Origin of the sequence: Paenibacillus contaminans (genome assembly GCF_003285015.1) — a bacterium.
GTDB classification, from domain to species: domain Bacteria; phylum Bacillota; class Bacilli; order Paenibacillales; family NBRC-103111; genus Paenibacillus_V; species Paenibacillus_V contaminans.
This window is the reverse complement of the sequence record NZ_QMFB01000015.1, coordinates 91,414-113,657: the sequence shown is the minus strand read 5'-3', so window position 1 is coordinate 113,657 and position 22,244 is coordinate 91,414. Positions and strand designations below refer to the sequence as shown.

Genomic DNA, 22,244 nt, shown 5'->3' with positions numbered 1-22,244 from the left:
CGCTCATCAAATCATACAGCAAACTTGACAGAAAAACACCTTTCACGTTTGGTAAAATGGGAATTGTCGAGATTACCATTCCAAACAAGAAAGGTGCGTAACCTTATGGTACACCACAACTCCCTATCTGAAAAAGTGTGAAGAACGTTTTTCAAACCTGTTTGCTACTTTAAAATTGGGCAACTTACTCCGCCAAACGGGTATTCGAAAATCATTTGGCCCTTCCGGCTCTTGCTGTTTTCCAGCTCATCTTCACGTTGGTTTTTCAACAGCGAAGTTGGTCTCGTTTTCTCGAAAGCAATCACCGTTCGTCACTAACTCGGATGGTCGGATGGATTCAGCTTTGCACCCATCGATTTTGTCATGCTTAGTTCCGCCAAACTAGCGAATCGTTTCTGCGAAATGAAGGAGCGATTGTCCAAACGTACGCAAGGATACAAACGGCGAATGGAAGCTTTTTCTCGCAAGCCGGATGCCGAAAGATATGAAACAGCGCTATCAGGTAGGCGACAAGCGAATGTCGCTAAAAGAACTGTTGCCCAGTTATATCAAGCTTTTGATGGCAAAATTAAGCTGCGAAACTTGAGTTATTAATTCTTCGTCTGTTTTGATTTCAATCATTTTCCCACATCCTGATAAAAGTCAGTTTTTAATGAACGATTACCTTCAATCTTGATCGAATACTCATAACCAGTTCTTTCTGTTCATCAATAACCTTTTTGTAATTTTCTAATTGCTTCACATATAACTCATATTCTTCCTCTGCTTTTTTCAGAGCATTTTCCGCCTCTTCTAGCTTGCTTCTCAGTTCATCATTTGTCCCTTCGTTACTCATTCAATATTTCTCCTCTTCGGGAATAAAATTAGTATTCCATTTGGATTTTAAATCTTCTTGTATATATTTCCCTGTTTTGAATACCATTCTGTAATTGTTGATCACATTCTTCCAAAAAGACCAAGTATCTGTTTTTTGAAGTGAATTCAATGCCAAGTGCTTAGATTATACCTTGTTAGTTAGTCCGAAGGCTAACTAAAGCATAAACTTAGAAACACAGGTTTACCTTCCCTCTTTGCTTAACTTAATGATTCTAACTATAAACATACTTCACAAAATCACAATTCGCTTCTTGTCCCTCGCATGGTATAATGTTCCATATGGGGAGGTGATTCGCCTGAAGAAAATACTATATTCCGGTCTTGTCCTTACGCTTACAATGGCATTTTTTGCTGGATCCGCTTTTGCAGAATCTAATGTGTTGAAGACACGTCATGATACCGTAAAAAATTCTATAGGAAATATTAGATAATTGTTCAACCAGGTTGGCCTCAGCTGAGGTCAACTTTTTTAATTGCGTTTCAGCGAATGCAAAAAGAAAACCCACGTCCCTTGGACATGAGTTTTTGAATATTATTGAGCAATTGCAACTGGCATGTTACCGTCATGTTATCATTTCAATTCCTGGGCGGCTTATTATATCCTCTATCTCCGTATGGCTGCAATTTCTCCAGCCATTGTTTTTCCAGCTGCTTAAGCTCCCATTTCCTGTCTTTTACTTCGTCGGCCTCCTTCTCCTCTAACACCTCATAGGTGAAGGATTCGGCGCCGAATTCCTTCCATTCCTTTTGCAGCTGAAGATTCGCGAACCTGCCCATGTCCAGTTGGGACTGAATCATGATCCATTTGTTTTTCAGGTTGGGATACGTATCTACGAAAATTTTCCCGTTTGCCTTGTTTGTTATTTGGATTGCCCCCATGAAGGTCTTTATTTGGCTATATTCTTCCAGAAGCTCTTTGCGCCTATTTTTTTCCATGCCGTTCTCTCCCTTCGTTTTCTATATTGTTTAATTGGGTCACAAATACCGAGCGATGATCCGAACCAGCTTTGCAGGGAATTCATTGAGGTTGGTAATATCCAAAAATCGCTCGTTCCCGTAAATGTGATTAATCACATCTTTGTCCTGGCCGATAGCGGCTGCAAGAAATGTAATTCCTTTGCGCTCGTATTCGGCTATGGTCTGCTGCATGTCTTGGATGGCATAACTTCCGGTATAATCGTCCATCGCCTTCGGCTGTCCGTCACTTATGCTGATCAGCAGCTTCGTCTGTTGCTTTGTATGCACTAACCGTTCCGCAATGATTCGAAGAGCCATCCCGTCACGATTATTGCTTCTGGCTCGAATCCCCATCAGCCTGAATCGATCGCTGGGATCCGCTTTATCGCAATCGGCATAGGCATAAATCGACATTTGCTCCAATCTGGAAACATCCGCCGTATCCCCGTAGATCAAGATGGGAATTTGACAAATTTGACAAAATTCATAGACCGCCAATACCGCACGCTTAGCTGCTTCCAATCTCCCAAACGCAGCCATGGATGCCGATTCGTCAATCCTTAGACCGACGACAAGCGAAGGGGATTCCGTTGGAGGCCGTTTTTTGGCAAAATATCTGAAATCCCGATACGCCACGCTGTCCGCTTGAAATTTACTGCCATAATAATGATTCCTTGCGAATTCGGCGGAAATCTCATGCTCCAACAGCGGAAGCGTTTTTCTGGCAATCTCGCGGACGACCGGCATAAGCTCATGACTTAGCCTGACATATTCCCGTTCATTGTCCGGAACGTATTCCGGGCGATGTACGACAAGCTTCACCCTGTTATGAATAGAATCGGAAACGACTTGCCTAACGTCGCGATTCAGCTTTTTACGGAACTCCCGTGCCTTCCGTTTCGTTTCTTCCGACATGTTTTCAGGATTTGCCTGATGATAGACGGGCGTACCGTCCTCACCCTGATCGGAGCTTTCCATATCGGTAGCATCATCAGAAGCTTCGGATGTGTTCTCTTCACTATCCGCGGATTTTTTTAATGCGATTCCTTGTTCCTCTTCATTCATTTTGTGGTCAAAATCAGGATCGTCGATATTCCCCCATGTTTTTATCTCGATCTCGTCAAATTTAGTTTTTTTTTACTTTCCATCTCAACTTCATCTAAACCGGCTAACAAGCCGCGGCTTTTCAGCGCTTCTTCCAACAGGCTGATTTCTTCGGAATCGGTCGTTATTTTGTAAATGACTTTATGATAAAGGGATTCTTTGACTGAAGAGCCTCCGGCAACCGCATCCGCCCAGTAGAAAAAGGATCGCATTCCAGCTACGCCTTTAATCGCATTGATCCGGGCCGTTCGGTCCAAAACGATTATGGTATCCGCCAGAACATCCAACACCCGTTCATCCTTATAGCCGGTTTTGGCCCTCGCACGTTCAATCATGATTTCTTTGCTTGGCAAATCCATCTTTTCCGTGTGCTGAACCCTGTCGCGCAGTGCTTCGTTTAACGGTCTTGTCCCTCCGTATCCGCGGTTTGTTGTGATAACTGCAATGAAGTCCGGGTGTCTGCGTAAGATTTCTGTCGGAAGATTAATGCTGCCATCCAGCTCCAAAGCTGAATTAAGCGCCATTAACACCGCTGCATCGCGAATGACGGTCGGTTCTTGAATTTCCAGAAGATAACCCTTTTGATAAGCTCTGACGATCTCGGAAGGATAAAATCGATATTCCACCACATCGTCATCCGTGTTTTGCTCGAGCCGCTTCAGTAACTGCTTCATTTTTAACGCAGCCTGCTCCTGAGTCGCTCCCAGCACAGTCATCAATCGTTCCGTCGTACTTTGAAAACCGTCGCTTTCATACAGTGCTTTCAAAATATTTTGCTCCGAAGGCTCCATCTTCTCCAGCCGTTCATTTGCAATTACCGGCAAAATAGCGCCGATAACATCCGTTTTATCCATATCGGCAAAACAGGTCACTTTCGTATAGGGCAGCCCGAAATCCGCCGACAATGCTTTGGCAAGCTGCGTTTTGCCGGAGCCTGCATCGCCCTCTAATAAAATGTTGGCGATTTTCATTTCCCCGCGATTCCAGTTGCGCTTTACTTCTTTGCAAATACGCAGCTCTTCGTCGCTAACCTTATGTGACAATGGTTTTTGCCAAACCAGTTCTTTTTCGATATCGGTAAGCTGCCTTGATGGGGACAAAATAAATTCCTCATGGCTGTTCATAACAATTCACCTTTTCGAACATGTTAATACCCCATTTCTTTTAATAACCGGGACAATACGCGAAGCCGCTCTCCAATCATTTCGCCATCATCGCTAAGCGCCTGGGCGAACAGCTTAATATCTTGATCAATCATGGGATTATCCGCACAAACGGATACGCTCATCGCATCCCCCTGGAGCCCGATTCGGTCAATCATCGTGTTATCGGGGTCATACATTTTGGGGAACCGATAGGCATCCTGAAAATATAAGTTGCTTCTGCAAATCAGAATGGCAAGGTCAAGAACACGGTGCATAGGCAGCTCTTCGGATTGCCTCGACCATTTTTCCCCGGTGTATCTCCATACTTTCGCCGAAATATCGACCTTTCCCCTGTCATTCCATTGGGCCAAACCGAGGGATAAACCTTTGGCATCCGTGTTCCGGGCGTATCTTCCGTCAACCTGCTCATAATTTTCCGATACGACAACCGGTTTATGTTTTAAAGATGTTGGTATTTTCATTTTTGCACGCTCCATTTCGAATTCAGTGATTTACTTATTTACTAATTTACTAAATTACTAAACCTAAGAACAATCTTAGCCATCTTTTCATCATCTGTCAATCCGGTTATTTTAATCAAAAGCTGCAATCGAAGGTCGAGAGGAATTTTCAACCTGAAAACAAACCTTATTCATCCCTTGAACCATTTTAGAGTATAGTTTCTATAGGAACATGAAATATTTAATACGATGAAAGGAGATCAACCTTTTGAAAATCAAATGGCCGCTCATTTTCTTGTGTATTTGTGCGATTTTTTTCTATTTGATTAAGTTATTCACAATTAAACCGCATCGATGGTCGGGAAACGGCAATTTAGGCCTTCTGATCATCTTCCCTACAATTCCCATCATTCTAACATCGATAATTTTAATCATCATTTACGTTTACAAACTCTTTAAACGGAAACCGAAAACCATTCCGGCCGTCACGGCGATCTCAGGAATTCTCATCATCCCCTTAGCTTGGGCGGAGTACGCGTTTATTCAGCAAAAAATCGAAGCTCTAGGCGGTTCTTACGATAATCCCGAATCCAAACTTTATCGTTTTCCATTGTTAAATCAGTACACAAACGATTTATTTTTCAATGCATATACGTTTTGCGGATTCGTGGTTTTTGCCATATTAGCCGCCGGAGCGATTTCCCTGGTCCAAATGAAGCGGGCTAAAAAATGAGGGGCGCTGCGTCGCTTAAATGCCAAATTACCAAACAAAGACGCTTCCATCCACTTTACAGTGTCTTGGAAGCGTCTTTGATTCCATTATAGGAATTGCCCATTCAAATCTAACTTTCGGGGACAACCCCCGCCTGTTCGTTTTTTAAGCTGATTCCGCGCTGCAAAGCTTTTGAAACAGCTTCTTTTCACTACTCACTCAATTTCTGGCCGCAATTCGGGCAAAATTTCGACCCCTCATTTTTCGTGCCGCAGTTCGGGCAGAAGTTCGGCTTTTTCCCTTCGGACGCCGGTGCCGAAGAAGCCGGTGCAGGATCAGCCGGAGGCTTTTGGCCCGCGTTCATATTTTTCATCATTTCATTCGCGATGTTCATGCCCATCATCATGCCGGCCATGTCCGCAGCGGCTCCCCCGCCTTTTATATTGCCGGATGCCATGCCGTCCGTCATTGCAACTTGCTGATATTTTTGCAGATTGCCGATCATTTCGTACGAAGCCGTCTTCGTGATTTTATCCTGAATTTCTTGAGGATAATTAAAGCTCATCACATGGAAGCCCGTGATCGTCATCCCATTGTCCATCACTTGCATATCGAGATCCTCACGAATGCCCTTCGCAATTTCGAATGCATTCGCCTGCAGATTGAACATGTCCTTGCCTTCTCTGCTGATCCACTTCATCAACAACTGATCGAGCACGGAAGTAATCCGGATTTTGACGTCCTCGACGAGATAGCTGTCCTTAATGCCGGCAATTTTATCAATGAGCGTAACGTAGTCGTTCACTTTGAAATTGAACGTGCCGTTCGCGCGAATCGGCATACCCCCCGGCAACTGCGGCGTCGGAATCAAAACCGGATTTTGCGTTCCCCATTTGACGGTAAATTCCTTCGTATTGACGAACAGGACCTCCACCCGCATCCCGCTGTTAAAGCCGAATTTGAAGCCCTTCAGCGTCGACAAGAACGGAATGATTTCGGAAGCGATGTGATATTCCCCTTCTTGCTCGAAAATCCCCTCGATCTTGCCGTTATTGATGAAAATCGCGTCTTGACCCGGGCGAATGATGAGCTTGCTTCCTTTTTTAATCTCCCGGTTGCTCCACTTCCAGAAAATCATATCGTCTCGAAATTCTTCCCATTCCACTACGTTCGCAAATTGATTGAAAAATGACATGTTATCCATCCCTTTCAGCTAAAATGATCCTCTGCTTCCGCTATGCGAATGACCGCCGCCGGAAATTCCTCCGCCGCCTCCGCCGCCCGATCCGCCGCCATTGTTCTTCTGGATCTTCTGCCTCGTCGTGGTCGTTCGAATGTACTGGTCCCGATGCTCCAAAACCCCCGAAGTGCCTGCATCCTCGTAGGTTTTCTGATGTACTGTAACGCGGCCGCCTGAATTATAGGCCATAATCCCGACGATAATGCCGCCGATGCCGAGCGAAACGATCAATTGAAACCAAATATTATAAAAAATATTGTCCGGGTTCACTCCCGGGCGGTATCCCATATACCTATGGACGTTTTGAATATATTTTTGAAAAGCGAGTTTGTAATCGCCGTTCGTCAATTCCGGACTAAGCTTGGCTCGTATTTTATCAAGCCGTTCGTCGTCCAGGTACTGCTCCGCCTTATAAAATCCGGCCAAATACACCTCTCTATTTTTCATATCGACCGTTAAAATGACCGCATTGCCATGAGCCTTATCGTATCCCGGCGCTTTCTCGTCGTAAAAATCTTCCGTCATTTTCATTACGTCGGCATTTTGAACGTTTTTGGATGTATAGATGATGATATCCGTTTCTCTTTGCGCTCCGTATCGATTCGCCATAGCGTTCAGCTCATCATACGCTTCTTGGTTTAACAGTCCCGCTTCATCATAAATTAACTTTTTCGATTCCGTCCCGCCTGCCTCTTTGGCCTGAACTCCCCTAGGAGCGGCAAGCAAAACAGCGAAAAGAATCAATAGCGCCGCCAGTATTACACCGTTCCTTCTCACCAAAACCCTCCCCCCATCATCCACGAGATCAGCTTCAGCGAAAGGAATGAAACGCCGGAAATACTCGCAAACCATGCGGCCACTTTCGCCTTGCTAATCGGGGGCTTGCCGACCACCTTGCCCGTCTGGCCGTTCATGGCAAACGTATGCTCCAATTTATTGTAGTCATAGTGTACCACCCAAACCGGAAGAAGCGCATAATCCGCATGCTTAAATTTCGTATCGATTTGCTTATTGGTGTAATTGACGGCCGTATATCCTGACATCGTCGAGCGAATATACGACTCGATAAAATCGCTGATTTTATGTTTCGCCCGAGGAAATAACCCCTGATCGTCATAGCTGTACTTTTCCGCAACGTAGCCGGCGAGGTACGGCGTTTTAAAGCTTTTAAGCTGATCGTAGGGAAAAGGCTCCAATTTATCCATCAGCTCGTCGTTCATTTTTTCCGAAGCGTCGATCGGCACATTCATATAATTCAGGCGGATCTTCCGGTATACATCAAAATGCTGCGTTTCCGTATACTGGTAATCGCCTTGGGTATAGATTCTAACCCTCGTACCGTGGGCGTTAACCTCGATATGATTATTCAAATCATATAGCCAAAAGGGCACGTACATCCCGGTTATTCCCTTTATTCGATCCGCCGTCATAAATCCGTTCGGCGTCAGGCGGCCGTTTCGGCACCATTTGCGAAAAGCCGCCATCGCTTCTTCCTTGCTTATCGTAAACGGAATGACCAGCGCCGGAGCCAGCTTCCCTGTCAATCGATCGCCGAGCACTACGCCGGACCCGCAAAAGCTGCACACCGTCGCAGTCGTCTCCGCTTCCGTTATAATGACCGCTCCGCAGCTTTTGCAGTGATATTCCTTCGCCTCATCTTCGGAAAATACATTTTTCGAGAGGGGATCCGCCATTTTCTCAATATCGTCATTTCTTCCGCAGCTATGACAGGATAACATCCCTGTTTCCGTGTCAAACACCATGCCGCTGCCGCAGTTCGGGCATTTGTAATCGATAACCGACATCCGCTCACCTCTGTTACGAAGAACCTGTTATGGTTTCTTTTTCATCTTTTCTTTCAATGCCGCCAATTCATCTTCAGCACTTCCACCGCTTGCATTTGAACTTTTCTCAAGCTGCTCGAGCATTTCATCCAGATCGTCCTTCGGCTCGGCACGCAGCTCGGCAATGGCCATTGCTTCGTTATACGCGCTGTTTGCTTTCTCTTCCATTGCATCGAACATAGCGTCAATACCGCCGCCTGTGGGTGAACCCGCGGCATTCAACCTTTGCTGGGTTTTGGTTGCCGCCATTTTCTCCTTCAGGTTCATACGTCGTGCTTCCAGCTGTCCGATATCCGCTTCCAGCTTCTCCTGTATTTGCTTCATACTGACGACGTTCGAAGCTGCCGCATCATACGCTGCCTGCAGTCGGGCTTCTTTCTCAGCAAGAGGCGCTTTCTTCTCCAAAAATTTCACGGCACCCGTGTCATTGCCCGCTTCCACAGACTTTTCGGCATAACGCTGCAGCTTGCTGACCTCGGCCTTGCATTCGTCCAGCTCCCGCTTCGCTCTTCTTTCCTCAGCCAAAACCGATGCCGTTTCCGCCTTAACCTGACCCAAGTCGCTGTTCAGGTTGCGCATGAAGCTGTCGATCGTTTTCTCCGGAGCTTCGTTCTTATCCAATAAAGCGTTAATGTTGCTGGCCATAATATCTCTAAACCTTGACAAGATTCCCATATGGACCTCCCTTAAAATATAGGCTTATTCCTATAATACTGTTTATTCGGGTAAAAGGATTCAATTAATAAAAATAGGCCGGTCCTCAGTTTGGTTTAGGGGCAGCCTACTGTAGAATTTCTTTATATACGATAGCATTATTACTCGTTAAAGATCCATTTCTCTTCAAATGACTTTCTCGTATCCTTACTATGGATGTCCGAAAAATTGTTGACACCTCTGTACCAGGCAACATATTCTTTGCCATTCTTTTTGTAAGTTATTCTGTAAATGGTATTTGCACTTCCGCTCTCAAATAGAGAACCCTCAGACACATGATCAATGTTTGTAACCGTTCCTCCGCGTTCACTTATTACTCTTTTGATTTCATCGGTATGGATGCTTCTCATCCCCAAATAAATTGGGATAAAAAGCAAGAAGGAGATGATCAGCGTACAGGCGAGAATAACGCTTTTTTTGAATTTATCTCCTCGATATACAATTCCTAGAGCAATTCCTAATAACATAACAAAAATGAACAAGAATATACAAATTGCTGTATACCAGGGCATCTTTACCTTCTCCTATGAGATCGATCTTATTAGTATTCCACCTCTTCAACCCGAAACTCCCCTTCTTCTGTTTTCACCGTATATAGCTCGTCAAAGCCCTCGGCATAAGAAGGAATCTGCAGTTTCTTCAAAGTACTTTTAATCCCAATCTCATTCACCTTTTCTTTTCCCGATCGCCTTTCATTTCGCGCATGGGACAGTTCATAATCCGGCTGAAAGAAATAACCGATCACTTTGCATTTGTTCGCTTTGGCAATGCGAATATATTTGCTCCTGTCATCCGCAGTCGGATTCGTATTATCGACAACAAACGATTGTTTAGCCTTAATGGAAGCTGCTAAGTAAATATCTTCTCTGTTCCTTGTTTTAAGCATATCGAGATTGATCCGTATGTGCGTCTTGAAAAATTTTTCTTTATAAAACGTCGACTTCCCAGATGCTTGAATCCCGATGAAAATCACGCATTCCATAATTACTCATCCTCAGCCAGATATACATATTGATTGATGTATTCGCGATTTTGACTGAAAATCGGCGTTTCAAAATCAACGTCCCATTTGCTTCGGGTTGCTTCACCCTTCATAAAATGCTGTTTTGTAATACAAACCCCGCGTTTTTGCCATACAGGAAGATCGTTCCAATTGATTCCTTTCTCTAAGAACAATTTATCCTGAAGCTTCTTCCCATCCAGACCTTGAAGCTGCTCATGAGGAAAATTGGCTTGCGCGACCATTGAAATGCTGTTTTTAGTGGCGTCTTGCTGCCTCCAAAGGAAATAGTTCGTCACTTCGTCATGAGGCAACACCCATGCTCTGCTGTCGAAGGTTGCAAGCGGCTTATCCCTATAATGCTCTTTCATGAGCTCGTTGAACTTCGCCGTAGCCATTGAAGCAGACACGGAGACGATTTTTTGGAGATTGTTATCGAACCAGGATTGAGTAGTCAACTTATCGTAATTGGTAAGCAAAATTGAAATCTCATCGCTCTGATGATACACAAGCTTGCAGCCCATAATATTTTCGGCTAAGTATTTGCATGTCTCCCATAACGATTTCGTTAAGGCTTCATCAAACGGTTTCTCCATGCCGCGCGTAAACGTGTGAAAATGACAACCGTCAATCCGGATTATTACCGGAAGTCTTTGCGGAAGCACCTGTCTAAATGAATGCTCGTATGCTTTCATTCTATTTCCGAAATCGTCTTTTTTCATTTTCATCACTTCTCTCATTCATGCTTCCTCTTTAACCTTCTTAACGCCATTTCTTTCTTAAGAACCGTCTCAACCGATTCAGCCAATATATCGAATTTCTCTTCGACAGAAAACTCGAGGATTTCGCCGCATTGGGAGCAATGCTCTTTTTGCAGCTCCGTTTTTCTTCTACATTTTGGACAAGTAATCAATGGTTGTATACCCTCCTTAAACATGAGAAGACTAAACTAACTCTCCCATCCAGTTGACCAAAACAATTTCCTTTTTGTCTGAAAAACACCATTCGATTATAGTTTTCACAAATGATGGTGTAGCAACTGCGTCATGCCAGATCGGCGTCCGTACTCTGAAATAACCGGTTCTTTTTTCACTGTATCCTATAAACTCATTTCCCATTACAACAAGAAATGGATTTTTCTTATGTATGCTAGCCTGTCCAATTTCATAAGCTACAATAAACTTCTTGTCATTTGAAAGGATATGAACATTGATCTTACCTTCGTCATCGTAATCTGGGTTAACGTACCAGTAAAAAACGATATCCTGATATACAAATTTTCTTTTGTATTGTTTACTTACAGCCAATAGCGGATTACTCCCTTCCGTGCTTTTGATAGATAAAGCATCATCATTAATAACAGCTGCATTACCAGTCAACGAGAAATGATATTCGTTTAACTTCGTACAAGTTTATCCAAGTAAGCTTTTTTCGCTTCAAATAGTCCTTCCTGTTCAATATCCTCTTTGGAAATGGTCAGCTTACATTTCATGCCGCTCTTCAAATGCAAGATTCTTTCTTTGGATCTGCCATTATATACTTCGTATTTAACAAAATCGATTTCGGATTCATCGACTTCGAAATGATTTCTTTTATTGTGCAGCTCTACGCAAGAAAACTTCATTTCTTCAGCCTCCAGATCGTTATTCTCCAAACTCCATGTACAATGCCAGGATTATCCCGTTATGTATACCATGTACCCATATATGGCCTCTAGCTCCTGCATGGAAATATCAAGCTTTTCTGCCTGCTCGGTATAGCTCAAATGAGGCATCGCTTCGATCACGCTCAGTAAATCTTCAATTCTGCTCAATGGAGTGAAAGTAAAATCAGCAAATAATATCGAGTAACCGGTATTGTCAATTCGTTCGATTAAGCCTAATTCGGTTAATTTTCTAACTCGTTTTGAAACGGTTGTTTCCGAGAGCCCAAGATTAGAAGCGATATCTGTAGGAGCGGTTTTGCTCACTCCGTTTTCGTCTTGTTTTGAAAGAAGCCATTCATAAATATCTCTGTACTGCTTTACTAAAGAAGAAATATTGCTTTGTATAAAAAGTATATCCATGCCCAATTTGTCTGACCCCAATCAATGAAATGTTTTATTCGTTAAGCTTTGTTACATTCTACGTTCTCCAGCAATGTAATACGAACTCTCCCGCTACCTTTCAACTAAATTATTACATATATGGTATTGTAGCATCTACCATTCCATGTTACTATCTAGTAGGCAATTTGGAAATTACAGGAGGGTAATAACGGTGAAATTTAAGAAAACGATACTTACACTTGCTCTACTCAGCTTACCTTTTACTTCGATAGCAACCGCTCATCCCGGCAGAACGGATAAAAATGGCGGACATACTTGTCGGACCAATTGTGCCAAATGGGGATTAGAATACGGCGAATACCATTATCATAACGGCGGCAGCAGTTCTTCCGGGAGCTCTAGTTCTTCTTCAAGCTCTTCATCTTCAAGTTCTTCGCCAAAAGAAGTCATTCCGGAAGGATCGTTGAAAGTTAGTCTACCGACATTTCAAGTTTTTGTTAATGACCAACTAATTTCTAACTCAACATCCAAATATCCTTTATTCGTCTATAAAGATATCACGTATTTTCCAATGACATGGTACTACACGCAAGCTCTAGCATTAGAAATAAAGTGGGATACGGAAATCGGCTTCGTCATCAGAAAAACGGACAATAAAGCTGCGAAACTCGAAACGGATAGCGGCTCCCCGGACCCGAAATTGTATGCGAAAATGCCCGATTTTAATGTTTATGTCAACGATGTTTGGCTAGATAACTCTTCCGAACCATATCCCATACTCGTTCTCAACGACATCACTTATTTCCCGATGACATGGAAATTTGCTGTTGAAGAGCTCGGTTTAACAACAAAATTTGAAAACAATTCCTTTTATATATCTAAATGATCTGCTAATTACAAATGCGGGGTTGTAACAATACCCATTGATATAGCCCTTATTTTAGTTATTTTGATTATTCATAGTAACGATAATGCCTTTATTCCTCAAATTATCCAAACACTCCTGCAAATACTTGCCGTCATGTTCCGGGTATATAATCTTGCCTTCGACAGCCCGGTTAAAAGTTCCCAAGCGTAAGGATCGTTTTTGTATTCCTGTTCGATACTTTCGCTCGTTTGAAATCCTCGTTTCTTCATTTCATCAATAATAAGCAGTCCGTATCCCCGCAAGTAGCTTAATGGATAATCGTTAACGTAGTTCACCACGGAATGATTGACTTTCCCATGGCGGTTAATCGAACCGAAGATCATCCGAATTTCCGTATGCTGCCCTCCGAGCTGATTCGAACAACCCTTATAATCCTTCACGCTAGGTAAATAGGGAATGAGTTCTTGATGCCATAAACGCATGTTTGCGCATACTCCTTATTCCGAAAGCTCAAATTGAACCTTCCGTTTTCAATTTACTCTTTTATCTCTACGGGCTATCTCCGTTTACGTTTTATTTCCGGACCGTTGATAACAAAAGAAAATATACTCACCATCGCAATATTGCCCCAAACAAAACGAATACTGCACACCCCAAATCAATCTCTATGGTTCCTGCCGGATTCAAGTATTTTCCTTAAATTTCTATCTCAAGCATACACCAAAAACGTTAAACTAAAAAACACTAATCTGTATTCCACTTGCCGAACCTATAATAATTTTCGAAAACGGGTTTATTTGAGGAGTACGCCCCCTATATAAGATACATCCTATCGACATTCTACACAAAAAAAAGCAACCCTTGTCAGGTTGCATGTTGAGTCCGGCTTTTCCAAACATAGCTCAACAATTGTCATTCGCTCTCATCAACGCCCGATCCCCTTCTTTTACTCGCGGGCAAACATAGCAGTAACCGAAATTCGCTTCCAAACGATAAGCAAGGCAGCAGACGGTTTTTACCGGTATTTTTCGATCTGGGTTAGCGGGGTGCTCGATGAACTTTATTTCACGATCAAAAGGATTTCTGCGAAGCCCGAACACCCCGGCATCGACACCTCGGGAAAGCAGTTTATAATGATAATCGATGTTTTTCCTGCTTTTCTCATCTTGCGCTTTAGCCATCTCTGCATCCATTTGAGCATGCAACAAATTGACAATCTGTCCCCACAAAGGCAGGACGCTCATTTGTCCCAGACTGGATAACATCTCTATCAATGGTGTTACGTTGTTCCTGTAAAATGTTTCGATCGAACGCTTGCACCATGTCTCGCGATCCACTGTCGGAATTTCGATAACCCTCAGTTCATTAATCTTAAATGAAAACAAAGGATAGCGTTCATCAGCATATAGCCGAACGGATAAATTCGATAACGATAAATCCAGCATCGCCTCATCGCCCCGGTACAACGTATCCTGTATTGCCCCGCATACTCCCGCAAACCAACTGGCGAAAAAGGCGGCAGCAACCTGCCGCTCCTTTGTTTGGATAAGCGGACCGTACGTATCGATTAAATGCATCATATTTTCTGCTTGTAAAAGGTCGGTTGCCGGCATGGGAAGCACGATGTTTTCGGGCTCATCCAAAGTCAGGAAAAACTCCTCTTCCAATCGTCGAAAGTTAATCGTGCCCACTTCAAGCCCTCCCATTACTTTTGCTTTTTCTCAAAAGCTTGAACGACTTCATCTATGGCGTTGCTGTCCGCTAACGGGGACATCCCCAGACTAAACCATTCCTTACCTCCCATGATATAAACCTGATTTTTCTTTACTGCCGTCATATTTTTCCATAGCGTGCTATTCAGCAGTTCCTTATACCGCTTTTGTATTTCTTCACTGGACTCGTCATCAAGCTGCAGGATGATATGGTCGGGATTATATTCAGGTATTTTTTCTAATGAGATCGAAAGGCTGAGCTCACTCTGCGGAAAATTTTTAACAGGCTTCAAGCCTAACTGCTTATGGATGAAGCTGCCACGATCGATATTTTCTCCGTAAATCACAAGTTCCTTCGCCATAATCATCATATACATAACCGTCTCGTCTCCAACTAGGGTGCGGAGTTTCTCTTTAGCTTCGGATTCTTTGGTTTTCAAGTTTTGAATGATTGTTTCAACCTGATCTTTCTTGCCGAGAACCTCGCCGATATCCCGCAATTCATCATGCCAATTATCTCTCTGAGGCAAAAGCACGGTGGGAGCGATTTTAGCAAGCCGGTCATAGTCCTTTTCGGACCACCATACGGGAGCAATGATTAAATCCGGCTCTGCTGCCAGTATGGCTTCAAAATTAGGCGTTTCTCCGATTCCCAATTTCTGCGTATTTTTAAAAGGCTCCTTTAAATACGATGGGAACTCCTGATGATAGTTTTGTACGGCAATCGGCGTTACACCAAGCGCATATAAAAACTCGGGATACACGACAGAAAGTCCAATGACCCGCTTCGGTTCGGCCGGAATCGTGATGTCTCCTTTTACGCTCTTGATTACACGTTGTTGATCGGGGTTGTCCGATTTTTTGTTCACGGTCGAACAGGCAGTGCTTAACACTAAAACCAACATGAATACGAAGCCCGAAATCAAATATCGCTTCATTCTCCGATACTCCTCCTGGAATTCTAATTAATAATGACACCCTCTTCAATAATACTGATAATCATTATCACATAAAGGAGTATAGACGAATTTTTGATTGCGGTATATTGACGATAAGGACATTTTTCTTATGTACGATTCCGCCAAAGCTTCAACGCTTCATCCAATAAGAGCTCATTCGTAAAGGCGGTATAATCAACCCACGGATACGAGGGAAGAAATGCTACCATGCCGTTCCGGACCGCTTTCAGATTATTCCATAACTTAGAATCTGCGAGTGATTTCCAGCTCGATTTCGACTGAGCATCCTCGTCCACGATTAGCAATAGCCGATCCGCATCAAATTCCGTAAGCTGAGCAGGCGATATCCGCTTCTCGGCCGACATGTCATTGACGCCGCGCGCGGGCACCACTTGCAAATCATCGTAAAAAACCGTTCCGATACTTCTGCTGTCCAAGATGTTGATCCGGCCTTCGCTGATTCTCAAAATAAGCAGACTATCGTCCTTGATTGCATATTTGATTTGTTCGCTTACGAAGCGGGCTTTTCGTTTGTAATGATCAAGCCAAGCTTCGGCAACTGCCGTTCTGCCCAGAAACCGGGCAATTGCGCTCAAATGTTTGCGCCAATCGCTCTCCATCCAAGGCACAAAAAAGGCGGGTGCAATTTTACCAAGGCTTTCCTTTTCCTCGGCTGATACGAAGAGATCGATACCGATAATGAAATCGGGAGCGGCAAGCCGCAGCTCCTCCCTCTTTATCTCTTCATCCGAACTTAACGGCAGCACGAAATCCGTTTTATATTTTCTTTGATAGTAATCGGTCCAGGGATGGTCGGCCGGCGCAGCGCATGGGGTAACTTGAAGCGCAAGCAGTTGTCCGATATTGGAGGAATGGTACGCGACGATTTTTTGCCTGCTGTTCTTAATAAACGCCGCTGGCGGAATGCCCGATATCTGTTTGAATTTTCGCCTGAAATACATATCGTCATGGTATCCTACATGCCGGGCTATATCCCGGAGACGATAATGTCCTCCCGTTCTCATAAGCTGCTGTGCCCGCTCAATCCGGTAAACGGCCAAATAGTCGATCGCGCTGTAGCCGTACCTTTTTTTGAATAGCCTCATGAAATGGCGGGGACTGATCCCCGCTACCTTGGCCAACTGTTCGATCGTCAAATCTTCCTGATAATGCTGTTCGATATATGCTTTCGCATAGCCAAGCACCTCTTCCGAATCGTTTTCGTGCACAAGGCGAGCATCCTGCATGACGNATAATGCTGTTCGATATATGCTTTCGCATAGCCAAGCACCTCTTCCGAATCGTTTTCGTGCACAAGGCGAGCATCCTGCATGACGGTATACAGCATTTCTTGAAAATCAATTTGACTGCGGAATCGCTGAAGCGGGTTCTCGTCCTCCACATTTCGGCAGATCGTTTCGCACAATATGCTAATGGAAACCGGAGAGGATAAGATGACTTCTCCGGTGACCGGGAATCGGCTGTCTTGCTTAACGAGCTGCATATGCCTGACTGACGATTCGTCATCCTCAATAGCATCGAATCGTATATGATAAAATCCGCGTTCGTCAAACGAGTGCACGGCGGCTTCGATCAGTTGACCTGGCGAACAAAAATAAACGCCGCCTTGCCTCAGTTCGACAAATCGCCCGTCAAGCGTAAGCCAGCCTTGGCCGCTTGCCGCGACAATGATCATATGCGACTCGATAAACTGAAGCGATAATTTCCATTCTTTCGTATTGTTCTTGATATGTTCAATTTCCCGAAGCTTGAAGCACATGCCTTCGAGTGAAGCAAATTCGATTTTATTGACAATCTTATTTATCATTTTATAGCCATCCGATCGATTAATTACTCGCCTTACACCAATCTGCCAATTCTATATATTTCAAAACCTCGTTCACTGCTACGTATGGCGAATCATTGCCATAAAGGACGTCATCATTCGTAGCCGCACTCGACTAACGCCCCAAAACCTTCTTCAAAGGAGAAATTTGCTCCCCATATCGTCACGATATGTTTCATCATGTCACCCTTCCACTACCATTCAAAGAAGTTTTCTTCGATAAGTTCGGCGAACGAGCCTGCTATAACTTTGGACTCGCCCAAATCATGGTAGCAAATGAGAACCTCCCCTTCTGCACTGATGATGATAGGATCGCCGGATCCGTCCATAGAAATAACGTAGCCGTTTTGGAGCAGTTCCCCCGCTTCGGATTGCTCGAAGTCTTTTCGGAACGCTTGCGTCAATTCAACAACCGTTTCATTACCTATAACGGAGCCGTTCGTAAACGCGTGCACAGGCACTCCTGCGTAAGCCCCGCCGAATGCTTGAATGAATTGGATATAATCTTTATCGAATTTCACATTAAGGCGAAGCTCCGCTTCGGCAATTTGTTCGTCGCTGGCGGGCACGCCGACAAGGCTTGCATTTGCTTCTTTACCCAAAAAAATTCGAAGCCTATTCATTAACTCTTCCTTCATCCGAACACCGCCTTTTCTGTACATTTCATGTCCCTAGCATTCTAAGCCCATTGAATAAGTAGGAACGATAGTTTCGGAATAATATTTCTATCATGACATACAATCAAATCTCATTCAATTCAATGAAAAGTAACGCCGATCGGCATACGATCGATCTCGCTTACCTCTCCCTTCTCCCCGAGTAAAAAACCGTACACTCACCGGGTACTATTCCGGTCAGCGTACGGTTTTACAATGCTTATTATGCGAGCTGCGATCATTTTTTCGATCTTTAAATCACGGCGAAAAGCCTGTTCGTTGCGGAAAGACTGATCGGGCCCGAGTAATGATGAATCCGGCACCGTTCTTGTTCATCGATAACGATCGGGGTCGGCTGCTCGACGACAAAATCGGCGAAATGCGAAACATTGAATGCCACATAAGCTAAGCTAATCGCGTCAACGACGCGTTCTTGCCTGGCCGTCAAATCCGGAAGCAGGATCGGCCCCGTGTCAACCTGATATAAGTTACGTTCGTCATGAATGTTCATCGTTTTCACGGGATACTCGATGATTGCTCGCAATCCTAGTTCCGCATTTACCAACTCGGTTTGCGCGACCAGAGGGATATTGTCATGAGTCGCCCGCCGTATCGCTTCGGTCGTCTCCAGCAAAACGCATGAATCCGGCGTCTTCAGTTTATAAAGCTGCCCGCCCCACATGTCTTCCGACTTCGGACACGACTTGTAATTTTCGTTCAAAGCGGCCGTGCGGCGGTAAATAATGCCATTCTCCGGACCGAAGATCGGCGTGAAATCGTAGTTATCCTCGTTGAACAAATCCTTCTCGGCAAACGTGCTTTCGCTTTTGCAAGATCCGCACTGGTAATAATCTTCAACCGTATTCGCATGTTCATCGATAAATCTCAAACGCGATTCGACCCAGAAGCGCACCGAATTTCCTGACCATTTGCCTGCGATAAACGATAATCCGTAGTGTATGGGCTGTAAAGCGTATTTTGTCATTTCCATAATCCTCCATTTGTTTGCAAAATTTCTCCGCTTATCCTTGTCCGTTCTGTACAATTTCGCTCCAATTCACTTTGCGTATGAGCAGCCGATCCCGATGTTCGCCGTCCCCTATCTCGTGACCGTAGTAGCCGAGCAGCACGCTGTCGGCCGTAAAATGAATCGCCGCATAACAAAATCCGGTCATATCGTCCAGGGGCTCCGCAGCAAAATCATGCCCCCATGTCTTGCCTTCGTCATTGCTTATCGCGCAGATCAGCGGCGTACGCCCAGCATAGCGCGGAAGAAACGGGCGTGTCCGGTAATTCGGAACCGGATTCCATACCGCAAGCAGACGATCGTCATACGGATTCCGTTTCATTGATAGCGGAGAAGCCGGCGAGGTAAATTCAGAAGCCGAGGGCTTCGTCCATGTCTCTCCTCCATCCAGAGAAAACGACTCATACTGAAGTCCCAAATCCGTCCGGCTCCATAACCAGAGCGTACCGTCCTTCCGTTCGATAACGCCAGGCTCCTGAAGGCCGGTTGTGGATCTCGGTTCAGGCATGGTCAACGGCGTTCTCGCCTCCCGCCATGTATCCCCGTCGTCATCGGACAGAAAACAACAGACGACTCCCCTGCCGTTGTACGTTACTTTATGCCCCCACATTTTGTGGAAAGACGCCGCAAATATCAATCGCCCGTTAGAAAGCCTGATTACCCGATCGTTATTCGTGACGTAATAGCCGGGAGCAGGCACGCAGCACAGCGCTTCGCCCCACGTCTCCCCCTCGTCGGACGAACGCCTCACATGCAGCCTCATATCATGCCAGCCTTTGCGGACCAAATAAAACAGCCCGATATCGCCGTTACCCAGACGTAGCAGCGAAACGCTCATCACGTTCAACGCCTCATGGTCTTGGGGCGACACGATAACCCGCTCCCCGGACCAAGTATTCCCGCTATCATGCGAATGCCGAACTACGATCCGGGCGTATGCGGTGTCGCGGTTCGTTTCTCCGACGAAGCTGCTGTAAGCGAACATAATGCGGCCATCCGAAAGTCCGAGAAATGATCCTTCGCCGTTTCGGGGATTTTCCCGTGAGGGCCCCAAATCAAACACAATTTCTCCTTTTTGCTGAACAGTGGACACAGCTGCTCTCTCCTTTTTTTCAACCCTGATCTTTTGATTCCCGCTCCAGTCGCGGCCTACCCCTTGATCGAACCGATCAACACGCCTTTTGCGAAATGCTTTTGCAGGAACGGATATACGAACAAAATCGGTACGGTCGTGACGATGATCGCCGCCGCTTTTACGCTCTGCGCAGGCGGGCGTTGATCGCGCAAGACCGCCAGCATCGAAACGTTGATCTCTTCCATGGACAGCGAGATAATGATCCTTCGCAAAATAACCTGGAGCGGCTGCATGTTCAGATCGTTGATATAAATAACGGCGTCAAACCATGCGTTCCAGTGGCCTACGGCATAAAACAAGCCGATTGTCGCAAAGGTGGGCAAGCTGAGCGGAAACACAATCCGGACTAAAATCTTGAACGGCGACGCCCCGTCGATCATGGCCGATTCCTCCAGCCCTTCCGGCAGCTGCGAGAAAAAGTTCCGCATGATGAGCATATTCCATGTGCTGATCAGGCCCGGCACAATCATCACCCAGAACGAATCGGTCAGATGCAGTCCTTTTATCAGCAGGTAAGACGGGATCAAGCCGCCTTCGAAAAACATCGTAATGAGCACCATAAGCGCGAATATGCTGCGTCCGGGAAGATTTTTGCGGGACAAGCCGTACGCCGTCATCGCCGTAAAAACAAGGTTGAGAAAAGTGCCGATCGTCACTCGGAGGAACGTTACCCCAAAGGCGTTATAAATAAGCGAATCTTTGCTTAACAGCAGCTTATACGCGGAAAAATCGAACTGCTCCGGAATCAGAATGAAGTTTCCCCGGCGAATCAGCTCCGTTTCGCCGACTAGCGAAGTGACCAGGACAACCAGGAACGGCAAGACGAACGTCAAGGAGAGTGCCGCCAAAAGCAGGTTGTTCACCGTCTGAAACACGGTATCGCTGGAAAAAAAGCGATTTTTTCTCATGCGCCTCCCCCTTTACCAAATGCCTTCTTGCTTGAGCCTTTTCGCCAAATAGTTGGTCCCGAGTATAAGCACCAATGCGATGACGGACTTGAACAACCCTACTGCAGTGGCAAACGAATACTGCATTTCCATCAACCCTCTTCGGTATACGTAGGTGTCGATAATATCCGCGACTTCGTATACGGGAGGCGAATACAGCAGAAAAATTTGTTCAAACCCTGCATTCAGCAAGCCGCCTATCGAAAAAATGAACATAAACACGATGATGAACGTCATACCCGGCAATGTAATATGCCAGATTTGCCTGAACCGGCCGGCGCCATCCGCGCGGGCAGCTTCGTAGAGCTGAGGATCGATGCCGGCAATGGCCGCCAAATAAAGAATCGAGCCCCACCCTACTTCCTTCCATATACTAGAAACCACCAGAACGGATCGAAAATATTGTTTGTCTCCGAGAAAAAAAATCGGCTCCAGTCCCAGTTTGCCAAGGAGAACATTGACGAGTCCGCCGTCGGTCGTCAAGAGGATCGTGACTAGACCCGCAACGATGACCATCGACAAAAAATGCGGCAAGTAAGAAATCGTCTGAACCGTCTTTTTAAATAACTTCCCTCGCACTTCATTCAACAGCAAGGCCATAATAATCGGCGCCGGAAATCCGAACAGAAGCTTGTAAAAGCTGATCAAAACGGTGTTGCGCATAATGTTCCAGAAATAATAAGAATTTGTAAAATCTTTAAAATGCCGCAGCCCGACCCATTCGCTGTTGAATATTCCTTCAATCCCGTCGAAAGGGGTAACATCTTTGAACGCTACGATAATTCCGTATAACGGAATGTAATGAAAAATCAGATAATAGACGACACCGGGCAGAAGAAGCAGGTAGTACAGCTTGTTTTTTTTAATCAAAACCCGCCAGCCTCCGAGCTTCGCACCGAATCCGAATGACGGCATGCCCGCTCTTCCCGTCCGCATCTTCAAGTCCTGTTCCTCCCTTCAAGAAGTCTGTCCGACGAATGGAAGCGCCGGACAG

Annotated in this window: 27 protein-coding genes and 1 pseudogene; 3 read left to right on the top strand and 25 right to left on the bottom strand. The window is 45.1% G+C overall.

Going from position 1 to position 22,244, the window contains the following annotated elements:
* Nucleotides 1-105: 105 nt before the first annotated feature.
* Nucleotides 106-477, top strand: a pseudogene (locus DQG23_RS43810) (IS4 family transposase); the annotation flags it as partial.
* A 172-nt stretch (nt 478-649) separates the two neighbouring features.
* Here DQG23_RS43810 and DQG23_RS23815 read toward each other — a convergent pair.
* From DQG23_RS23815 to DQG23_RS23795, 5 genes are all read right to left on the bottom strand, one after another.
* The gene (locus DQG23_RS23815; protein ID WP_113033388.1) at nt 650-835 is read right to left on the bottom strand and encodes a hypothetical protein; all 186 of its coding nucleotides are present in this window, start codon (nt 833-835) and stop codon (nt 650-652) included.
* Between the two features lie 617 nt (nt 836-1,452).
* Nucleotides 1,453-1,812: a GIY-YIG nuclease family protein gene (locus DQG23_RS23810; protein WP_113033387.1), complete on the bottom strand. Its 360-nt coding sequence runs from the start codon at nt 1,810-1,812 to the stop codon at nt 1,453-1,455.
* Between the two features lie 39 nt (nt 1,813-1,851).
* Nucleotides 1,852-2,811: a vWA domain-containing protein gene (locus DQG23_RS23805; RefSeq protein WP_238178004.1), complete on the bottom strand. Its 960-nt coding sequence runs from the start codon at nt 2,809-2,811 to the stop codon at nt 1,852-1,854.
* Between the two features lie 128 nt (nt 2,812-2,939).
* A complete protein-coding gene (locus tag DQG23_RS23800) occupies nt 2,940-4,061 on the bottom strand; it encodes an AAA family ATPase (RefSeq protein WP_113033385.1) in 1,122 nt (373 codons plus the stop codon).
* Nucleotides 4,062-4,084: 23 nt separating this feature from the next.
* Nucleotides 4,085-4,564 carry a DUF6530 family protein gene (locus DQG23_RS23795; RefSeq protein WP_113033384.1) on the bottom strand — a complete coding sequence of 160 codons (480 nt, stop codon included), beginning with the start codon at nt 4,562-4,564 and terminating at the stop codon, nt 4,085-4,087.
* A 247-nt stretch (nt 4,565-4,811) separates the two neighbouring features.
* Between DQG23_RS23795 and DQG23_RS23790 the strand changes: the two genes are divergently transcribed.
* The gene (locus DQG23_RS23790) at nt 4,812-5,276 is read left to right on the top strand and encodes a hypothetical protein (protein ID WP_113033383.1); all 465 of its coding nucleotides are present in this window, start codon (nt 4,812-4,814) and stop codon (nt 5,274-5,276) included.
* Between the two features lie 190 nt (nt 5,277-5,466).
* Here the strand turns inward: DQG23_RS23790 and DQG23_RS23785 are convergent, their stop codons facing one another.
* The 10 genes from DQG23_RS23785 to DQG23_RS23740 all read right to left on the bottom strand — a co-directional run bounded on the left by DQG23_RS23785 (nt 5,467) and on the right by DQG23_RS23740 (nt 12,118).
* Entirely contained in the window at nt 5,467-6,450 is a 984-nt protein-coding gene (locus DQG23_RS23785; RefSeq protein WP_113033382.1) for an SPFH domain-containing protein, read from the bottom strand.
* Nucleotides 6,451-6,468: 18 nt separating this feature from the next.
* Entirely contained in the window at nt 6,469-7,272 is an 804-nt protein-coding gene (locus DQG23_RS23780; RefSeq protein ID WP_113033381.1) for a TPM domain-containing protein, read from the bottom strand.
* Nucleotides 7,269-8,300 carry a TFIIB-type zinc ribbon-containing protein gene (locus DQG23_RS23775; RefSeq protein ID WP_113033380.1) on the bottom strand — a complete coding sequence of 344 codons (1,032 nt, stop codon included), beginning with the start codon at nt 8,298-8,300 and terminating at the stop codon, nt 7,269-7,271. Before DQG23_RS23775 ends, DQG23_RS23780 begins: the two co-directional genes overlap by 4 nt.
* Before the next feature lie 27 nt (nt 8,301-8,327).
* Nucleotides 8,328-9,014 carry a PspA/IM30 family protein gene (locus tag DQG23_RS23770; RefSeq protein WP_113033379.1) on the bottom strand — a complete coding sequence of 229 codons (687 nt, stop codon included), beginning with the start codon at nt 9,012-9,014 and terminating at the stop codon, nt 8,328-8,330.
* A 140-nt stretch (nt 9,015-9,154) separates the two neighbouring features.
* Nucleotides 9,155-9,565 (bottom strand): hypothetical protein, encoded by a 411-nt coding sequence (locus DQG23_RS23765; protein ID WP_113033378.1) that lies wholly within the window; start codon nt 9,563-9,565, stop codon nt 9,155-9,157.
* Nucleotides 9,566-9,594: 29 nt separating this feature from the next.
* On the bottom strand, nt 9,595-10,035 hold the full coding sequence (locus DQG23_RS23760) for an AAA family ATPase (RefSeq protein WP_113033377.1): 441 nt from the start codon (nt 10,033-10,035) through the stop codon (nt 9,595-9,597).
* 2 nt (nt 10,036-10,037) lie between these two features.
* The gene (locus DQG23_RS23755) at nt 10,038-10,775 is read right to left on the bottom strand and encodes a tRNA(His) guanylyltransferase Thg1 family protein (RefSeq protein ID WP_113033561.1); all 738 of its coding nucleotides are present in this window, start codon (nt 10,773-10,775) and stop codon (nt 10,038-10,040) included.
* 222 nt (nt 10,776-10,997) lie between these two features.
* The gene (locus DQG23_RS23750) at nt 10,998-11,432 is read right to left on the bottom strand and encodes a hypothetical protein (protein WP_238178003.1); all 435 of its coding nucleotides are present in this window, start codon (nt 11,430-11,432) and stop codon (nt 10,998-11,000) included.
* 17 nt (nt 11,433-11,449) lie between these two features.
* Nucleotides 11,450-11,677 (bottom strand): hypothetical protein, encoded by a 228-nt coding sequence (locus DQG23_RS23745; protein ID WP_113033375.1) that lies wholly within the window; start codon nt 11,675-11,677, stop codon nt 11,450-11,452.
* A gap of 51 nt (nt 11,678-11,728) precedes the next feature.
* On the bottom strand, nt 11,729-12,118 hold the full coding sequence (locus DQG23_RS23740; protein ID WP_238178014.1) for a winged helix-turn-helix transcriptional regulator: 390 nt from the start codon (nt 12,116-12,118) through the stop codon (nt 11,729-11,731).
* Nucleotides 12,119-12,311: 193 nt separating this feature from the next.
* Here DQG23_RS23740 and DQG23_RS23735 point away from each other — a divergent pair, with 193 nt between their 5' ends.
* Nucleotides 12,312-12,986, top strand: coding sequence for a YHYH domain-containing protein (locus DQG23_RS23735; RefSeq protein ID WP_113033373.1), 675 nt, complete (start codon nt 12,312-12,314; stop codon nt 12,984-12,986).
* 98 nt (nt 12,987-13,084) lie between these two features.
* Here DQG23_RS23735 and DQG23_RS43805 read toward each other — a convergent pair whose 3' ends face one another.
* From DQG23_RS43805 to DQG23_RS23685, 10 genes are all read right to left on the bottom strand, one after another.
* Nucleotides 13,085-13,450, bottom strand: coding sequence for a pyrimidine dimer DNA glycosylase/endonuclease V (locus tag DQG23_RS43805; RefSeq protein WP_202865951.1), 366 nt, complete (start codon nt 13,448-13,450; stop codon nt 13,085-13,087).
* A 420-nt stretch (nt 13,451-13,870) separates the two neighbouring features.
* Complete coding sequence (locus DQG23_RS23725; RefSeq protein ID WP_146762365.1) at nt 13,871-14,674, bottom strand: (2Fe-2S)-binding protein; 804 nt, start codon at nt 14,672-14,674, stop codon at nt 13,871-13,873.
* On the bottom strand, nt 14,674-15,618 hold the full coding sequence (locus DQG23_RS23720; RefSeq protein ID WP_113033371.1) for an ABC transporter substrate-binding protein: 945 nt from the start codon (nt 15,616-15,618) through the stop codon (nt 14,674-14,676). The genes DQG23_RS23725 and DQG23_RS23720 overlap by 1 nt, the downstream gene beginning before the upstream one ends.
* A 128-nt stretch (nt 15,619-15,746) precedes the next feature.
* Entirely contained in the window at nt 15,747-16,868 is a 1,122-nt protein-coding gene (locus DQG23_RS23715; RefSeq protein ID WP_158560664.1) for an AraC family transcriptional regulator, read from the bottom strand.
* On the bottom strand, nt 16,793-17,419 hold the full coding sequence (locus tag DQG23_RS23710) for an AraC family ligand binding domain-containing protein (RefSeq protein WP_475112555.1): 627 nt from the start codon (nt 17,417-17,419) through the stop codon (nt 16,793-16,795). Before DQG23_RS23710 ends, DQG23_RS23715 begins: the two co-directional genes overlap by 76 nt.
* Before the next feature lie 260 nt (nt 17,420-17,679).
* Nucleotides 17,680-18,123, bottom strand: a complete 444-nt coding sequence (locus tag DQG23_RS23705) for an SMI1/KNR4 family protein (protein ID WP_113033368.1) — start codon at nt 18,121-18,123, stop codon at nt 17,680-17,682.
* A 271-nt stretch (nt 18,124-18,394) separates the two neighbouring features.
* On the bottom strand, nt 18,395-19,126 hold the full coding sequence (locus DQG23_RS23700) for a hypothetical protein (RefSeq protein WP_113033367.1): 732 nt from the start codon (nt 19,124-19,126) through the stop codon (nt 18,395-18,397).
* A 37-nt stretch (nt 19,127-19,163) separates the two neighbouring features.
* Nucleotides 19,164-20,261 (bottom strand): sialidase family protein, encoded by a 1,098-nt coding sequence (locus DQG23_RS23695; protein WP_113033366.1) that lies wholly within the window; start codon nt 20,259-20,261, stop codon nt 19,164-19,166.
* 56 nt (nt 20,262-20,317) lie between these two features.
* On the bottom strand, nt 20,318-21,211 hold the full coding sequence (locus DQG23_RS23690) for a carbohydrate ABC transporter permease (RefSeq protein ID WP_113033365.1): 894 nt from the start codon (nt 21,209-21,211) through the stop codon (nt 20,318-20,320).
* Nucleotides 21,212-21,223: 12 nt separating this feature from the next.
* Nucleotides 21,224-22,186, bottom strand: coding sequence for an ABC transporter permease (locus DQG23_RS23685; protein ID WP_238178013.1), 963 nt, complete (start codon nt 22,184-22,186; stop codon nt 21,224-21,226).
* Nucleotides 22,187-22,244: the final 58 nt, after the last annotated feature.

Coding starts and splice junctions, on each gene's coding strand:
- DQG23_RS23815 (WP_113033388.1), bottom strand. CDS start 835: ATGAGTAACGAAGGGACAAATGATGAACTGAGAAGCAAGCTAGAAGAG.
- DQG23_RS23810 (WP_113033387.1), bottom strand. CDS start 1,812: ATGGAAAAAAATAGGCGCAAAGAGCTTCTGGAAGAATATAGCCAAATA.
- DQG23_RS23805 (WP_238178004.1), bottom strand. CDS start 2,811: ATGGAAAGCTCCGATCAGGGTGAGGACGGTACGCCCGTCTATCATCAG.
- DQG23_RS23800 (WP_113033385.1), bottom strand. CDS start 4,061: ATGAACAGCCATGAGGAATTTATTTTGTCCCCATCAAGGCAGCTTACC.
- DQG23_RS23795 (WP_113033384.1), bottom strand. CDS start 4,564: ATGAAAATACCAACATCTTTAAAACATAAACCGGTTGTCGTATCGGAA.
- DQG23_RS23785 (WP_113033382.1), bottom strand. CDS start 6,450: ATGTCATTTTTCAATCAATTTGCGAACGTAGTGGAATGGGAAGAATTT.
- DQG23_RS23775 (WP_113033380.1), bottom strand. CDS start 8,300: ATGTCGGTTATCGATTACAAATGCCCGAACTGCGGCAGCGGCATGGTG.
- DQG23_RS23770 (WP_113033379.1), bottom strand. CDS start 9,014: ATGGGAATCTTGTCAAGGTTTAGAGATATTATGGCCAGCAACATTAAC.
- DQG23_RS23765 (WP_113033378.1), bottom strand. CDS start 9,565: ATGCCCTGGTATACAGCAATTTGTATATTCTTGTTCATTTTTGTTATG.
- DQG23_RS23760 (WP_113033377.1), bottom strand. CDS start 10,035: ATGGAATGCGTGATTTTCATCGGGATTCAAGCATCTGGGAAGTCGACG.
- DQG23_RS23755 (WP_113033561.1), bottom strand. CDS start 10,775: ATGAAAAAAGACGATTTCGGAAATAGAATGAAAGCATACGAGCATTCA.
- DQG23_RS23745 (WP_113033375.1), bottom strand. CDS start 11,677: ATGAAGTTTTCTTGCGTAGAGCTGCACAATAAAAGAAATCATTTCGAA.
- DQG23_RS23740 (WP_238178014.1), bottom strand. CDS start 12,118: ATGGATATACTTTTTATACAAAGCAATATTTCTTCTTTAGTAAAGCAG.
- DQG23_RS43805 (WP_202865951.1), bottom strand. CDS start 13,450: ATGCGTTTATGGCATCAAGAACTCATTCCCTATTTACCTAGCGTGAAG.
- DQG23_RS23725 (WP_146762365.1), bottom strand. CDS start 14,674: ATGGGAGGGCTTGAAGTGGGCACGATTAACTTTCGACGATTGGAAGAG.
- DQG23_RS23720 (WP_113033371.1), bottom strand. CDS start 15,618: ATGAAGCGATATTTGATTTCGGGCTTCGTATTCATGTTGGTTTTAGTG.
- DQG23_RS23705 (WP_113033368.1), bottom strand. CDS start 18,123: ATGAAGGAAGAGTTAATGAATAGGCTTCGAATTTTTTTGGGTAAAGAA.
- DQG23_RS23700 (WP_113033367.1), bottom strand. CDS start 19,126: ATGACAAAATACGCTTTACAGCCCATACACTACGGATTATCGTTTATC.
- DQG23_RS23690 (WP_113033365.1), bottom strand. CDS start 21,211: ATGAGAAAAAATCGCTTTTTTTCCAGCGATACCGTGTTTCAGACGGTG.
- DQG23_RS23685 (WP_238178013.1), bottom strand. CDS start 22,186: ATGCGGACGGGAAGAGCGGGCATGCCGTCATTCGGATTCGGTGCGAAG.